Origin of the sequence: Haemophilus parainfluenzae (assembly GCF_003252725.1) — a bacterium.
In the GTDB taxonomy this organism is placed as follows: Bacteria; Pseudomonadota; Gammaproteobacteria; order Enterobacterales; family Pasteurellaceae; genus Haemophilus_D; species Haemophilus_D parainfluenzae_L.
Window position 1 is genome coordinate 441,118 of sequence record NZ_QEPO01000001.1, and the last position, 14,590, is coordinate 455,707.

15 protein-coding genes and 3 tRNA genes are annotated in these 14,590 nt (G+C 40.4%); 9 read left to right on the forward strand and 9 right to left on the reverse strand.

From position 1 onward, the window contains the following. Positions 1-6: 6 nt before the first annotated feature. From tesB to DPV85_RS02270, 4 genes are all read right to left on the reverse strand, one after another. Positions 7-867: an acyl-CoA thioesterase II gene (gene tesB / locus DPV85_RS02255; RefSeq protein ID WP_111326800.1), complete on the reverse strand. Its 861-nt coding sequence runs from the start codon at positions 865-867 to the stop codon at positions 7-9. Positions 868-924: 57 nt separating this feature from the next. After that, positions 925-2,016 carry a redox-regulated ATPase YchF gene (ychF, locus tag DPV85_RS02260; RefSeq protein ID WP_049355809.1) on the reverse strand — a complete coding sequence of 364 codons (1,092 nt, stop codon included), beginning with the start codon at positions 2,014-2,016 and terminating at the stop codon, positions 925-927. Between the two features lie 67 nt (positions 2,017-2,083). Then, positions 2,084-2,668, reverse strand: a complete 585-nt coding sequence (gene pth / locus DPV85_RS02265) for an aminoacyl-tRNA hydrolase (protein WP_111326802.1) — start codon at positions 2,666-2,668, stop codon at positions 2,084-2,086. 60 nt (positions 2,669-2,728) lie between these two features. Beyond that, positions 2,729-3,145 (reverse strand): EamA family transporter, encoded by a 417-nt coding sequence (locus DPV85_RS02270; protein ID WP_014065081.1) that lies wholly within the window; start codon positions 3,143-3,145, stop codon positions 2,729-2,731. An 81-nt stretch (positions 3,146-3,226) separates the two neighbouring features. Between DPV85_RS02270 and DPV85_RS02275 the strand changes: the two genes are divergently transcribed. The 6 genes from DPV85_RS02275 (at position 3,227) to miaB (ending at position 9,280) form a co-directional block, all read left to right on the forward strand. After that, entirely contained in the window at positions 3,227-3,553 is a 327-nt protein-coding gene (locus tag DPV85_RS02275) for an RnfH family protein (RefSeq protein WP_049364381.1), read from the forward strand. A 4-nt stretch (positions 3,554-3,557) separates the two neighbouring features. Continuing rightward, positions 3,558-4,769, forward strand: coding sequence for a ribosomal protein uL16 3-hydroxylase (locus DPV85_RS02280; RefSeq protein ID WP_111326804.1), 1,212 nt, complete (start codon positions 3,558-3,560; stop codon positions 4,767-4,769). Further along, a complete protein-coding gene (gene xseA / locus DPV85_RS02285; RefSeq protein WP_111326806.1) occupies positions 4,769-6,088 on the forward strand; it encodes an exodeoxyribonuclease VII large subunit in 1,320 nt (439 codons plus the stop codon). Before DPV85_RS02280 ends, xseA begins: the two co-directional genes overlap by 1 nt. Before the next feature lie 160 nt (positions 6,089-6,248). After that, positions 6,249-6,872 (forward strand): ADP-ribose diphosphatase, encoded by a 624-nt coding sequence (gene nudF / locus DPV85_RS02290; protein ID WP_111326808.1) that lies wholly within the window; start codon positions 6,249-6,251, stop codon positions 6,870-6,872. A 7-nt stretch (positions 6,873-6,879) separates the two neighbouring features. After that, complete coding sequence (gene cpdA / locus DPV85_RS02295; RefSeq protein WP_111326810.1) at positions 6,880-7,704, forward strand: 3',5'-cyclic-AMP phosphodiesterase; 825 nt, start codon at positions 6,880-6,882, stop codon at positions 7,702-7,704. Positions 7,705-7,855: 151 nt separating this feature from the next. Then, complete coding sequence (gene miaB, locus DPV85_RS02300; protein ID WP_049371534.1) at positions 7,856-9,280, forward strand: tRNA (N6-isopentenyl adenosine(37)-C2)-methylthiotransferase MiaB; 1,425 nt, start codon at positions 7,856-7,858, stop codon at positions 9,278-9,280. Positions 9,281-9,415: 135 nt separating this feature from the next. On the opposite strand, the gene DPV85_RS02305 is transcribed toward miaB, so the two are convergent. From DPV85_RS02305 to DPV85_RS02325, 5 genes are all read right to left on the reverse strand, one after another. Further along, positions 9,416-9,491, reverse strand: a tRNA-Lys gene (locus tag DPV85_RS02305). Positions 9,492-9,509: 18 nt separating this feature from the next. Further along, positions 9,510-9,596: transfer RNA gene (locus DPV85_RS02310), tRNA-Leu, on the reverse strand. Between the two features lie 4 nt (positions 9,597-9,600). After that, a tRNA-Gly gene (locus DPV85_RS02315) sits at positions 9,601-9,676 on the reverse strand. A 155-nt stretch (positions 9,677-9,831) separates the two neighbouring features. Beyond that, positions 9,832-10,389 (reverse strand): CDP-diacylglycerol--glycerol-3-phosphate 3-phosphatidyltransferase, encoded by a 558-nt coding sequence (pgsA, locus tag DPV85_RS02320; RefSeq protein WP_049365349.1) that lies wholly within the window; start codon positions 10,387-10,389, stop codon positions 9,832-9,834. A gap of 90 nt (positions 10,390-10,479) precedes the next feature. After that, complete coding sequence (locus tag DPV85_RS02325; RefSeq protein ID WP_049370140.1) at positions 10,480-11,082, reverse strand: peroxiredoxin C; 603 nt, start codon at positions 11,080-11,082, stop codon at positions 10,480-10,482. A gap of 141 nt (positions 11,083-11,223) precedes the next feature. Here DPV85_RS02325 and metC point away from each other — a divergent pair, with 141 nt between their 5' ends. The 3 genes from metC (at position 11,224) to DPV85_RS02340 (ending at position 14,442) form a co-directional block, all read left to right on the forward strand. Next, a complete protein-coding gene (gene metC / locus DPV85_RS02330) occupies positions 11,224-12,414 on the forward strand; it encodes a cystathionine beta-lyase (RefSeq protein ID WP_111326812.1) in 1,191 nt (396 codons plus the stop codon). A gap of 91 nt (positions 12,415-12,505) precedes the next feature. Continuing rightward, entirely contained in the window at positions 12,506-13,861 is a 1,356-nt protein-coding gene (gene mpl, locus DPV85_RS02335; protein WP_111326814.1) for a UDP-N-acetylmuramate:L-alanyl-gamma-D-glutamyl-meso-diaminopimelate ligase, read from the forward strand. A 74-nt stretch (positions 13,862-13,935) separates the two neighbouring features. Next, entirely contained in the window at positions 13,936-14,442 is a 507-nt protein-coding gene (locus DPV85_RS02340) for a DUF2301 domain-containing membrane protein (RefSeq protein ID WP_111326816.1), read from the forward strand. The last annotated feature ends 148 nt before the right edge of the window (positions 14,443-14,590 follow it).

Consider the following 14,590-nt stretch of genomic DNA (forward strand, 5'->3'; position numbering starts at 1 on the left):
GTGCGGTTATTCTTGATAACGAATTAATCCTTCTTGTTGTGTTGTGGCTATTAATGTGCCATCTGCAGCAAAAATTTGTCCTCTCGCTAAACCTCGCCCCGCAGAAGCATTATTACTTTCAATGGCATGTAAGTGCCAATTATTTAAATTGAAAGGGCGGTGAAACCAAATACTGTGGTCGATTGTAGCCACTTTCATCCCTTTCTGTAAAAAGCCTTTCCCATGTGGGTGAAGTGCGGTCAAAATACAGTGGAAATCAGAAAAATACGCTAAGAGACATTGTTGCGTCTGCAAATCCAGTGGTGCTTCTCCATTGGTTTTAAACCAAGCATATTGTTCGGGTGGGAGTTCACGACCATCAAATGGATTGTTCAAATATCGGCTATGAATCTGAAATGGGCGTTCTTGGGCAAATTTTTCACTCAAGCTTTCAGGCAAAGTCTGCGCCACTTTCAACATGATTTCATGTTCATCAATGCATTGTTCAGGACCAGGCACTTGCGGCATGGCTGATTGATGGTCAAAACCTTCTTCGGGTACTTGAAATGAAGCAGTAACATGACAAATCACATTTTTATGTTGAATGGCTTTTACGCGTAATGCAGAGAAGTTGCGTCCTTCACGCAAAGTTTCCACATCATAAATAATCGGGTGTTGACTATCGCCAGGTGCTAAAAAGTAAGCATGGCAAGAATGGAGTACACGCTCCGTAGGGGCAACTTGCATCGCGGCAGAAAGAGATTGCGCCACAACCTGACCGCCAAACACTTGGTGAAAACCTAAGTCTTCACTGGCTCCGCGAAAGATAAGATCATCAATTTTTTCTAATTTTAACAATTCGATGAGTTGATTTAATTTATCCGACATTGTTTTTTCCTTTTCTAAATACAAAAAGACCGCATAATCATGCGGTCTAAAGCGTTTTTATACGTTAAAGCGGAAGTGCATAACATCACCATCTTGGACGATGTAGTCTTTACCTTCTAAGCGCCATTTACCTGCTTCTTTTGCACCGTTTTCACCTTTGAATTGGATGAAGTCATCGTAAGCAATTACTTCTGCACGGATGAAGCCTTTTTCAAAGTCTGTGTGGATTACAGCTGCTGCTTTAGGGGCGGTTGCACCCACAGAAACTGTCCATGCGCGCACTTCTTTCACACCCGCAGTGAAGTAGGTTTGAAGATTTAATAAGGCATAACCCGCACGAATTACACGGTTTAAGCCTGGTTCTTCAATACCAAGATCTTGTAAGAATTCGATTTTTTCATCATCATCAAGTTCAGCAATTTCTGCTTCAATCGCCGCACATACAGGCACCACAACAGAGCCTTCTTTTTCAGCAAATTCACGTACTTTGTCTAAATATGGGTTGTTTTCAAAACCGTCTTCATTCACGTTCGCAATGTACATGGTTGGTTTTAATGTGAGGAAGTTATAGCTTTTAATTGCTAATAGTTCGTCTTTATCTAACTCAACAGAACGAATCATGCCTGCTTCAGAAAGTACAGGAAGGATTTTTTCCATCACAGAGAGTTCAAATTTTGCGTCTTTATCACCACCTTTAGCGCGTTTTTGTAAACGTTGGATTGCACGTTCACAGCTGTCTAAGTCAGCAAGGGCTAATTCGGTATTGATAGTTTCGATATCGCTTAATGGATCGATTTTACCCGCAACGTGCACGATGTCGTCGTTTTCAAAACAACGAACAACATGACCAATTGCATCAGTTTCACGGATATTAGCTAGAAATTTATTACCTAAGCCTTCACCTTTACTTGCACCCGCAACCAAACCAGCGATATCCACAAACTCCATGGTGGTGGGTAATACGCGTTCAGGTTTAACAATTTCCGCTAGCGCATCTAAACGCGGATCCGGCATTGGTACCACGCCAGTATTTGGTTCGATTGTACAAAACGGATAGTTTGCCGCTTCGATACCGGCTTTGGTTAATGCATTAAAAAGGGTAGATTTACCGACGTTTGGCAAACCAACGATACCACATTTAAATCCCATGATGTTTTCCTTATTGTAAGCGTAAGTGCGGTTAAAATTTATGGTGTTTTTTCACCGCACTTTTGAGTTAAATTTTAAAACTGTTTAAGCGATTGGTGGCTTTCACCATGCCTTCTTTGAAAAGCAATTCAATGCAATCGGTGGCTTCGTCTAACGCTTTATCGAGTGCTTCTCTTTCTGCAGGCGCGGGTTTGTTAAGCACAAAACCTGAAACTAAATCACGGTGTCCAGGATGGCCAATGCCAATGCGTAAACGATAGAAATTGTTGCTGTTACCAAGCTGTGCCACGATATCTTTTAAACCATTATGTCCGCCATGTCCGCCACCTTGTTTTAATTTTACGGTGCCAGGTGGTAAGTCTAATTCATCGTGTAGCACTAAAATCTCTTCTGGTTTGATGCGATAAAAATTAGCAAGTGCGCCTACGGCTTTTCCACTTAAATTCATAAACGTCGTTGGCACTAAAAAACGCACTTCTTTGCCGTTAATCAGTGTTTTTCCCACGTGACCGAAGAATTTATTTTCTGCATTAAGCGAAACATTAAAGCGACGAGCTAAACGCTCAATCAGCCATTCACCTGCATTGTGGCGGGTTTCCGCATATTTATCGCCAGGGTTTCCCAGCCCCACGATGAGTTTAATTTCAGACATAGTTTTCTGCTTGAATAAAAATAGTGGCGTATTGTAGCGAAAAAGGGCTAATTTCTCAATCTATAAGGCTAAGACTAAAACACCTGAGAGAATTAATAGACTTCCTATGACTAATTTCATACTTAAGGGTTCGCCTAACAATACCACACCTAAAATAATGGCAATCACGACACTGAGTTTATCAATGGGCGCAACCCAAGAGGCGGGCGCCATTTGTAACGCACGATAATAACAAAGCCAAGATAGGCCCGTAGCAACACCAGAAAGAATTAAAAAGGTGAGAGGTTTTGCAGCAATATGTTGTGGTAGTTGCCATTCATTGCGGGCGCTAATGATACCCGCTGTAACGAGTAAAACCACAATTGTGCGGATAAAGGTCGCGAGATTGCTGTTAATGCCTTCAACCCCTAATTTGCCTAAAATAGCGGTAAGTCCAGCAAAAAAGGCTGAACCAATGGCAAAAAATACCCAATTCATGATGAACTCCTGATTTTATCGTTAATATTGACCGCACTTTTCCGCTATAATAACGGAAAACTCATCAAGACAGAATAAGACATGAACCAAATCAATATTGAAATCGCCTATGCCTTGCCGGATCGTTATTATTTGAAGTCCTTCAAAGTGGATGAAGGCACGATGATCCAAACGGCTATTTTGCAATCGGGCATTTTACAACAGTTTACCGAGATTGATTTGCGCGAGAATAAAGTAGGAATTTATTCCCGTCCAGCAAAACTAAACGATCAGTTAAAAGATGGTGATCGTATTGAAATTTACCGTCCATTGTTAGCGGATCCGAAAGAAATTCGTCGTAAACGTGCAGCAGAGCAAGCCAAAGCCGCACAAGAAAAAGCTCAACAAGAAAAACAGGAAAAGGAGTAAAAAAATGACCGCACTTTCCAACCAATATTGTCTGCCTGATGGCATTACCCCTGAAATATTCCTGCGTGATTATTGGCAGAAAAAACCATTGATTATTCGTAATGGCTTGCCTGAAATTGTTGGTCAATTTGAGCCTGACGATATCATCGAATTAGCACAAGGCGAAGATGTGACGGCGCGTTTAGTAAAAACCTTTTCAGATGATAATTGGAAAGTATTTTTTAGTCCGTTATCCGAAGAAGATTTTGCAGATGTACCGGAGAAATGGTCGGTGCTCGTCCAAAATTTAGAACAATGGAGCACTGAACTCGGTCAGCTTTGGAATAAGTTTGGCTTTATCCCACAGTGGCAACGCGATGATATTATGGTGTCTTATGCACCTAAAGGCGGTTCCGTTGGTAAGCATTATGACGAATATGATGTGTTCTTGGTGCAAGGTTATGGTCATCGCCGTTGGCAGTTAGGTAAATGGTGTGATTCTTCCACAGAATTTAAACCGAATCAGCCGATTCGTATTTTTGATGACATGGGCGAATTGGTCATTGATGAAGTCATGAATCCAGGCGATATTCTTTATATTCCGGCTCGCATGTCGCATTATGGTGTGGCTGAAGATGATTGTTTGACCTTTTCTTTTGGTTTGCGTTATCCGAATTTAGCAGACATTTTTGATAACGTGAATAAAGCGTTTTGTCATCAAGATCCTGAATTGAATTTAAGCGAATTCCAATTACCGTTACGTTTAACGCAAGCGGAGCAACGTACGGGTAAATTGGCAGATGAAAATATTCAGGCAATGAAGAAACAATTCTTAGCAAAATTGGCAGAGTCTGAAGCCTTTGATGCCTTGTTCAAACAAGCAGTAGCCAGTACAGTGAGCTCACGTCGCTATGAAATGTTGGTGTCCGATGAAATGTCCGATCCTGACGAAGTGCGGTCAATTTTAGAAGAGGAACAAGGTGTATTAATGCAGGACAATAACTGCAAATTGCTTTACACCGAAAATCCGCTCCGCATTTATGCTAATGGCGAATGGTTAGATGAAGTGAATGTCATTGAAGCGGAAGTGCTGAAACGTCTTTCTAATGGTGAAGCGCTAGATTGGACATTCTTAAATAATTTAGTGAATGATACAGAAGATCCTGAAAGTACAATGGAATTATTGCTCGATTCGATTTGTAACTGGCTAGATGACGGTTGGGTGTTGATAGAATAATGTCTGAAAACATTTACTCCGTTTCCCAACTGAACAGCGCTGCCCGCCAAATGCTGGAAGGGAATTTTTCACAGATTTGGCTTACGGGGGAGATTTCCAATTTCACCCAACCTGTGTCGGGGCATTGGTATTTAACGCTGAAAGATGAAAATGCCCAAGTTCGCGGTGCGATGTTCCGCATGAAAAATTTGCGCGTGGGATTTCGTCCGCAAAATGGTATGCAGGTCTTGGTGCGGGCAAATGTCAGTTTATATGAACCTCGCGGTGATTATCAGCTGATTATTGAATCTATGCACCCTGCTGGCGAAGGATTATTGCAACAGCAATTTGAAGCGCTCAAAATGAAATTGGCGGCTGAAGGGTTGTTTGCACAAAACTTGAAGAAAAGCTTACCGGACTTTGCTAAAGCAGTGGGTATTGTTACCTCTTCGACTGGTGCCGCATTGCAAGATATTCTGCATATTTTGGCTCGCCGCGATCCCAGTTTAAAGGTTGTGATTTACCCAACGGCCGTGCAAGGCAAAGAAGCAACGGCTGAAATCGTCCAAATGATTGAACTCGCCAATGCTCGTCAAGAAGTGGATGTATTGATCGTCGGTCGAGGTGGAGGTTCCTTAGAAGATCTTTGGTGTTTTAATGAAGAAGAAGTGGCACGTGCAATTTTCCGTTCTAATTTACCGATTATTAGTGCAGTAGGCCACGAAACGGATGTCACCATTGCCGATTTTGTGGCTGATTTACGTGCGCCGACACCGTCAGCTGCGGCGGAGTTAGTGAGTCGCAATCAGCACGAGTTACTTCAACAGTTAGCCTATAAACAACAGCGTTTAGAGATGGCGTTAGATCGCATTTTTAGTCATCAACAACAACGTTTACAACAGTTACGTTTACGCCTGCAAAACCAACATCCGCAAAATCAATTATTGATGCAAAAAGCCAGAACGGAACAATTACATCATCGTTTAGTCTTGGCGATGCAGCGCCAAATAGATAAAACGCAGCAAAAATTGACCGCACTTTCAGTGCGCTTAAAACAAAATCCGTTGCCTTATCGATTGCAAAAACAATCACAGTATTTAGCTCAGTTACAAGTGCGGTTAAATTTAGGGGCGAATCGTCAAGTCACGGAACGCCAAAATAAATTGGCGACATTGTGTGGCAAGTTGGATGGATTAAGCCCATTGAAAGTGTTAGCACGAGGATATTCCATTGCAGAGGATGCCAAAGAACATGCCATTGTGAGTGTGAAACAAGTCAAAACAGGCGATACGATTAAAACGAAGGTGGCTGACGGGGAAATAACCAGCCGCGTTTGTTAATTCAAATAGATTCTTAATGTAAACCTATGATGAATAAGAAATCATCATAGGTTTTCTTTTTTTGTGACCAGCTTCAAAGTTTCAACAAAAAAACAGAGGGTTCAGTTTTTTTTATTTTTTTATGGGAGTATTATGCGACCTCGATACTAGGAGAGTAATGATGTCAGAAATTCAACAGTTTAGTCAGCATGATATAGAAGTTCTTAATGAAGAAACTGTTTATAAAGGTTTTTTTACACTTAAGAAAGTACAGTTTAAACATAAGCTTTTTGCCGGTGGTGAAAGTGGTGTCGTGACACGGGAGTTGTTGGTCAAAGGTGCCGCTTCTGCAGTAATTGCTTACGATCCGGAAGAAGATGCAGTGGTTTTAGTTGAGCAAGTACGTATTGGTGCATATCAACCTGAATCAGCTCGTTCCCCTTGGTTATTAGAATTGATCGCCGGCATGATAGAAGAGGGGGAACAACCTGAAGAAGTCGCTTTGCGTGAAAGTGAAGAGGAAGCAGGTGTATCTGTTCAAGATCTCACACATTGTTTAAGCGTGTGGGATAGCCCGGGCGGTGTCGTCGACCGTATTCATTTGTTTGTTGGTCGAGTAGATAGCTCGCAAGCCAAGGGACTTCATGGTTTAGCAGAAGAGAATGAAGACATTCGTGTTCATGTGGTGAAACGTGAGCAAGCCTATCAATGGATGTGTGAAGGCAAAATTGATAATGGCATTGCAGTAATGGGCTTGCAATGGCTTCAATTAAATTACGCCCAATTGCAGCAACGTTGGCAATAGGAGTCCCATGAACAATAGATTTGAATACGAATCCGCGATTGAGATCGTCAAATTATTACAAATCACCGATCCTCATTTGTTTAAGGATACAAGCAAAGACTTATTAGGTATTAACACGCACGAAAGCTTTTCTCAGGTGTTAAAAGAAATTCAGGCAGAATCTTTTGATTATGATGTCGTGCTTGCGACGGGTGATTTGGTACAAGATAGTAGCGATGAAGGTTATCTACGATTTGTTGAAATGGTTAAACCATTAAATAAGTCAGTATTTTGGCTTCCGGGTAACCATGATTTTCAACCCAAAATGGTTGAGCATTTAAGCCAACCGCCTATTAATGCGTCAAAACATTTACTTCTTGGAAAACATTGGCAAGTGATTTTGTTAGATAGCCAAGTATCTGGTGTGCCTCATGGTGAATTAAGCGCTTATCAGTTAGATTGGTTAAAAACAAAATTAGCTGAAAATCCAGCGCGTCATAGCTTAGTCGTATTACATCATCATCTATTACCAACGAATTCAGCATGGCTTGATCAGCATAACTTACGTAATGCTCATGAATTCTCAGAGGTTCTGGCTCAATTCAACAATGTAAAAGGGATTTTATACGGTCATATTCATCAAGAGGTTGATGGCTATTGGCAAGGTTATCAAACCATGGCAACACCAGCGACTTGCATTCAATTTAAGCCGGACAGCAACCATTTTGCTTTAGATACCTTACAACCAGGTTGGCGTGAAATTGAGCTACATCTAGATGGGCGAATTGAAACGAGAGTGAAACGAATCAAACAAAAAACATTCCTACCGAATATGGAGGAAGAAGGATACTAAATAAAGTGCGGTTAAAATTCAGGTGATTTTAACCGCACTTTTTCTATACCGAAAGGGGTAAAAGTCCATTTTACACTAGCCAGCATTCCCACAAATCTGTACAATAGCCGACCGATTTTATCTTTTTACTAATCTTTATTTTTTAAGCAATATGACGCAAAAATTACATATTAAAACATGGGGCTGTCAGATGAATGAATACGATTCATCAAAAATGGCCGATCTTCTCTTAAATACACATGGTTTGGAATTAACTGATATTCCAGAAGAAGCAGATGTGTTACTTCTAAATACCTGTTCTATCCGTGAAAAAGCACAAGAAAAAGTGTTCCATCAGTTAGGTCGTTGGAAAGAATTAAAAAAACAAAATCCAAATCTAGTGATTGGTGTGGGCGGTTGTGTAGCATCACAAGAAGGTGAGCATATTCGTCATCGAGCACCTTATGTGGATATCGTATTTGGTCCGCAAACTTTACATCGCTTACCAGAAATGATTAACCAAATTCGTGGCGGTAAAAGTTCGGTGGTGGATGTGAGTTTCCCAGAAATTGAGAAATTTGACCGCTTACCGGAACCTCGCGCAGAAGGCCCAACCGCGTTTGTGTCTATTATGGAAGGCTGTAATAAATATTGTACTTACTGCGTGGTGCCTTATACCCGTGGTGAAGAAGTGAGCCGTCCTGTTGATGATGTATTATTTGAAATTGCGCAGTTGGCCGATCAAGGTGTTCGTGAAATCAATTTATTAGGCCAAAACGTAAATGCGTATCGTGGCCCGACATTTGATGGCGGTATCTGTACATTTGCGGAATTATTGCGTTTAGTAGCGTCTATTGACGGTATCGACCGTTTACGTTTTACCACGAGTCACCCAATCGAATTTACTGACGATATTATTGACGTGTATCGCGATACACCAGAATTAGTGGACTTCGTTCACTTGCCGGTGCAAGCTGGTTCTGACCGTATTTTAACCATGATGAAACGTGGGCATACCGCGTTAGAATATAAATCGATTATTCGTAAATTACGTGCCGTGCGTCCAAATATTCAAATCAGCTCAGATTTCATTGTAGGCTTCCCAGGTGAAACCAATGAAGAGTTTGAACAAACAATGAACCTAATCGCACAAGTGAATTTTGATATGAGCTTTAGTTTTATCTATTCCGCGCGTCCAGGTACACCTGCAGCAGACATGCCAGATGATGTAACCGAAGAAGAGAAGAAACAACGTCTTTATCTTTTACAAGAGCGTATCAACCAACAAGCGGCGCAATATAGCCGTCGTATGCTTGGCACAGAGCAACGTGTATTGGTAGAAGGGCCGTCTAAGAAAGATATTATGGAATTAACGGGACGTACGGAAAACAACCGTATTGTGAATTTCCAAGGCTCACCAGATATGATCGGTAAGTTTGTCGATATCAAGATTACTGATGTTTATACTAACTCTCTACGTGGTGAAGTGGTGCGTACTGAAGACCAAATGGGATTACGTATTGCACAATCTCCACAAGAAGTGATGAACCGTACTCGTAAAGAAGATGAATTAGGCGTAGGACGTTATCACGGCTAATCATTTAAGAATATAGATAAGTAACCGTACGAAAGTGCGGTTATTTTTTTATGTGTTTTTTAGAAAAGAGAGTAGGAAAGTCTTTATCCTAAATTTTAGGCATAAAAAAACACCCATTAAGGTGCTGATTTAAAGTGGTGGGTCGTGAAGGATTCGAACCTTCGACCAACGGATTAAAAGTCCGCTGCTCTACCGACTGAGCTAACGACCCACTGGTATGATTTTGAAATGGTGCCCGAAGCCAGACTTGAACTGGCACGCCTCGAAAGGCGAGGGATTTTAAATCCCTTGTGTCTACCGATTCCACCACTCGGGCAAATTGGAGCGGGAAACGAGGCTCGAACTCGCGACCCCGACCTTGGCAAGGTCGTGCTCTACCAACTGAGCTATTCCCGCGTTTGCTTGTTGCCAAACAACGGGGCGTATTTTACGGATTTATCTCATTGTGTCAAATAAAATTCGTAAAAAAAGTTTTTGATTGGTTAAAAATAATTCAAAAACAAAAGGTGCGATTAAAATAACCGCACCTTTTATTTAAAATTTAGTCAATTTTATAATTCAATGTTATCTAACAAGCTACCTTTTGCTGCTTTCAAGTATTGGAGCATTGACCAAACCGTTAAAATTGCAGCTAAGTAAAGTAGTATGATTGCCAATGTTTCCATATAAACGTTATATCGCCAGAGTAATCCACCTAAAGCTAGCATTTGAGAGGTAGTTTTTACTTTTCCCAGCCATGAAACGGCTACTTTATTACGTTCACCCAACTCAGCCATCCATTCACGTAAAGCAGAGATAATAATTTCACGTGAAATCATAATAATCGCAGGGATGGTAATCCAGAAAGAATGTTGATATTCCACAATTAATACAAGCGCAGTAATAACCATTACTTTATCAGCTACAGGATCAAGAAAAGCACCAAAACGGGTTGTTTGTTTTAATTTTCGAGCAAGATAGCCATCAAACCAGTCGGTGACGCCCGCGATAAAGAAAATAAGAGTGGTAATAAAAGGCGCAGAAGGGATAGGCAAATAAAACGCCAAGACGAAGAATGGGATTAAAATCACTCGGAGAATCGTCAGGAAAATGGGAATATTATATTTCATAAAAATAACCGCACTTTGGTTAAAGATACGTTCATTTTAAAGGATCTACAAAAATAAAAAAAGCCACTTAATGTGGCTTTTTCTTAAAAATTAAAGTTTGTCAGCGTTTTGTTTCAAGTATTTAGCAACACCTTCTGGGCTGTCTTTCATACCTTCTTTACCTTTTTCCCATTGAGCTGGGCAAACTTCACCGTGTTCTTCGTGGAATTGTAACGCATCTACCATACGTAACATTTCATCGATGTTACGACCTAATGGTAAGTCGTTTACGATTTGGTGACGAACAACACCGTTTTTGTCGATTAAGAATGAAGCACGTAATGCAACGCCTTCTTCTGGATGTTCGATACCGTATGCTTTAGCGATTTCGTGTTTAACGTCAGCTGCTAATGCATATTTAACTGCACCGATACCGCCGTTTTCAGTTGGGGTATTACGCCATGCATTGTGAGTGAATTCTGAGTCGATAGATACACCAACAACTTCAACACCACGTTTTTTGAATTCTTCATAACGGTGGTCGAATGCGATTAATTCAGATGGGCAAACGAAAGTAAAGTCTAATGGGTAGAAGAATAATACCGCAGCTTTACCATTAACGTGTTTTTTGAAATTGAAGTTGTTAACGATTTCACCATTGCCTAAAACTGCAGAAGAAGTAAAATCTGGAGCTTGACGAGTTACTAATACCATAGTCATAATTCCTATATAAATGTTAATAAAAATTTTGCTAACGCAAAAACTCGGTTAGTATTTTAAAAAAATTGACCGCACTTTAACAGCTGTTTTTATCTATTGAATTAATTAATATTGTCTAAGTTACAGGTGAAATATATGTCAGAACATCATACCTTATCGACCACACTGGTTCATGCTGGGCGTAAAAAACGTTTTACCCAAGGGGCGGTAAACCCGGTGGTCCAACGTGCCTCTTCTTTAGTGTTTGACACTATTGCAGATAAAAAACATTGCACAAAAAATCGTTACAAGGGAGAGCTTTTCTATGGACGCCGTGGCACGTTAACACACTTTGCGCTTCAAGATTTAATGTGTGAAATGGAAGGTGGAGCGGGTTGCTATCTTTATCCTTGTGGTGCCGCAGCGGTAACCAATGCTATTTTATCATTTGTAGAAACGGGCGATCACGTCTTAATGACAGGGGCTGCCTATGAGCCAACACAAGATTTTTGCAATGTGATTTTGAAAAAAATGCATATTGATACGACCTATTATGATCCAATGATAGGTACTGATATTGCGAAACTTGTGCAGCCAAACACGAAAGTCTTATTTTTAGAGTCACCAAGTTCTTTAACAATGGAAGTACCCGATATTCCTGCGATTGTTAAAGCCGTTCGAGCCGTAAGTCCCGAAATCGTCATTATGATCGATAATACATGGGCGGGGGGCATATTATTCAAAGCGTTAGAACACGGTATTGATATCTCTATTCAAGCTGGGACTAAATATTTAGTAGGGCATTCTGATATTATGATCGGTACCGCAGTGGCTAATGCACGTACTTGGGATAAATTGCGTGAACATTCTTATTTAATGGGACAAATGGTTGACGCTGATTCCGCTTATACGACAGCACGCGGTATTCGTACCTTAGGAGTGCGATTAAAACAACATCATGAAAGTAGTTTAAAAGTCGCCAAATGGTTAAGTGAACAACCACAAGTGAAAGCAGTTTATCATCCAGCGTTACCAAGCTGTCCAGGTCATGAAAACTTTAAACGTGATTTTACGGGGGCTAGCGGTTTATTCTCTTTTGAATTACATAAGCGTTTAAATGACGAAGAGCTTTCAGCCTTTATGGATCACTTTGAACTGTTCACGATGGCTTATTCTTGGGGCGGGTTTGAATCGCTCATTTTATGTAATCAACCAGAAGAAATTGCGAAAATTCGCCCGGGTATTGAACGTAAATTAACAGGCTCATTAATTCGTCTGCATATTGGATTTGAAGATATGGATGAATTAATTGCCGATCTTCAAGCTGGCTTTGATCGAATCAAATAAAAAAGAGGGCTGTTTATGTAAACAGCCCTTATTTACTCAATCTTTGAGTTGATTTATCATAGTCAGCATTTTTAGCAACTAGAGAAGAACAATGAAACATATTCATATTTTAGGCATCTGCGGGACCTTTATGGGCGGCGTTGCGATGATTGCCAAACAAATGGGCTATAAAGTCACAGGCTCCGATACTAATGTTTACCCGCCAATGAGCACTTTTTTACAAGAGCAGGGTATTGAAATTATTCCTAATTATGATGTAGCTCAACTTCAGCCAGCACCCGATATGGTAATTGTCGGAAATGCTATGAAGCGTGGTAATCCTTGCGTGGAATATGTTTTAGACAATGCGTTGCCTTATACATCAGGCCCACAATGGTTACATGATCATTTATTGCGTAATCGTTGGGTGTTAGCAGTTTCAGGTACACATGGTAAAACCACAACAACGGGTATGTTGGCCTGGATTTTAGAACAAAATGGGTTAAAACCAGGTTTCCTAATCGGGGGAATTGCGGGGAATTTTGGTACCTCTGCTCGTTTAGGGGAAAGTGAGTTCTTCGTGATTGAAGCGGATGAGTACGATACGGCGTTCTTTGATAAACGTTCTAAATTTGTACATTACAATCCAAAAACTTTGATCATCAACAATATCAGCTTCGATCATGCTGACATCTTCGACGATCTTCACGCGATCCAGCGTCAATTCCATCATATGATCAGAACCATTCCTTCCAGAGGACGTGTTCTTTCTTTTGCAGATGAACAGAGTGTGAAAGAAACTCTCAATATGGGATGTTGGTCAGAACAGCAATTTATCGGTAAAGATAAAGAATGGTTTGCGGAACGTATTACTAATGATTGTTCTGAATTTGCTGTATTCCATCACGGTAAAAAAGTGGCTGAAGTGAAATGGAATATTGTCGGACAGCACAATATGCACAATGCTTTAATGGCAATTGTAGCCGCTTACCATGTGAGTGTCAAAATTGAAGATGCATGTCAGGCATTAGGTAGCTTTATCAATGCAAAACGTCGTTTAGAAGTGAAGGGGGAAGTCAACGGTATTACGGTTTATGATGACTTCGCTCACCATCCAGAAGCAATTCTGGCGACACTTACGGCGTTGCGTGACAAAGTGGGTGGTGGCGTACGTATTCTTGCCGTATTAGAGCCTCGTTCAAACACTATGAAAATGGGGGTGCATAAAGATGAAATTGCACCAGCACTTGGACGAGCTGATGCGGTGTTTATGTTACAACCAGATAATATTCCATGGGATGTGGCTGAAATTGCGGGACAATGTGTTCAACCCGCACATTACACAGGAAATATTGATAAATTAGTGGATATGATTGTGGCTGAAGCGAAACCAACGGATCAGATTCTTGTAATGTCAAACGGTAGCTTTGGTGGCATTCATCAAAAGATTTTAGATCGATTAAAATAATCTCAATATAAAGTGCGGTCAAAAATGAGAGTATTTTTGACCGCACTTTTTATCATCAGAAATAAGGAAATAGCATGGCTGATCCACATATTGAATCTCCAATGGATGTTTGGGATAAACTCACCGTCATTATTTATCGTACAGGCTTTGTGATTGCAGCATTTAGCATCTTGGCTTTAACTTGGTATCCTCAACAGGCTCAAATTGCCGTATTAATTGCAGCAACTTGTTGTGCATCATCGCTTCATATTTATTTAAAGCATTTCCGCTTAACATTTCAATTTGCCATGTGGCTTGCACTCTTATGTGCGCTTTTAGGTTGGCATGAATTAGCGTTAGGTGGTGCATTAGTCACACTGGGCGGTTTATGCTTTAAAGAATACTTCTGTTTTAGAGTACCGCTATTAAATTTACAACCTGCATTTGTCGCCGCACTTTGGTTTGCTTGGGTATTTGAAGGGGGTTGGATTACTCGAATTTTATCGTTAATTGTCGGCGGATTATTATTGATTCTTGCGGTTCAAAAATGGCGAATGTCATTGCACTTTGATATTGGCGATAAGACAAAGTATCAAATCTAATAAGATTGATAAATAAAGGCATAATGTTTCAAAACATTGTGCCTTTTTATTTTTTAGTATTCTATAAAAATTAAAATTGTGATCTTGTTCTCATTTTTTAATATAAAGCCGATCTATGCGATAGTTTTTTTTAATGATCAATATATAA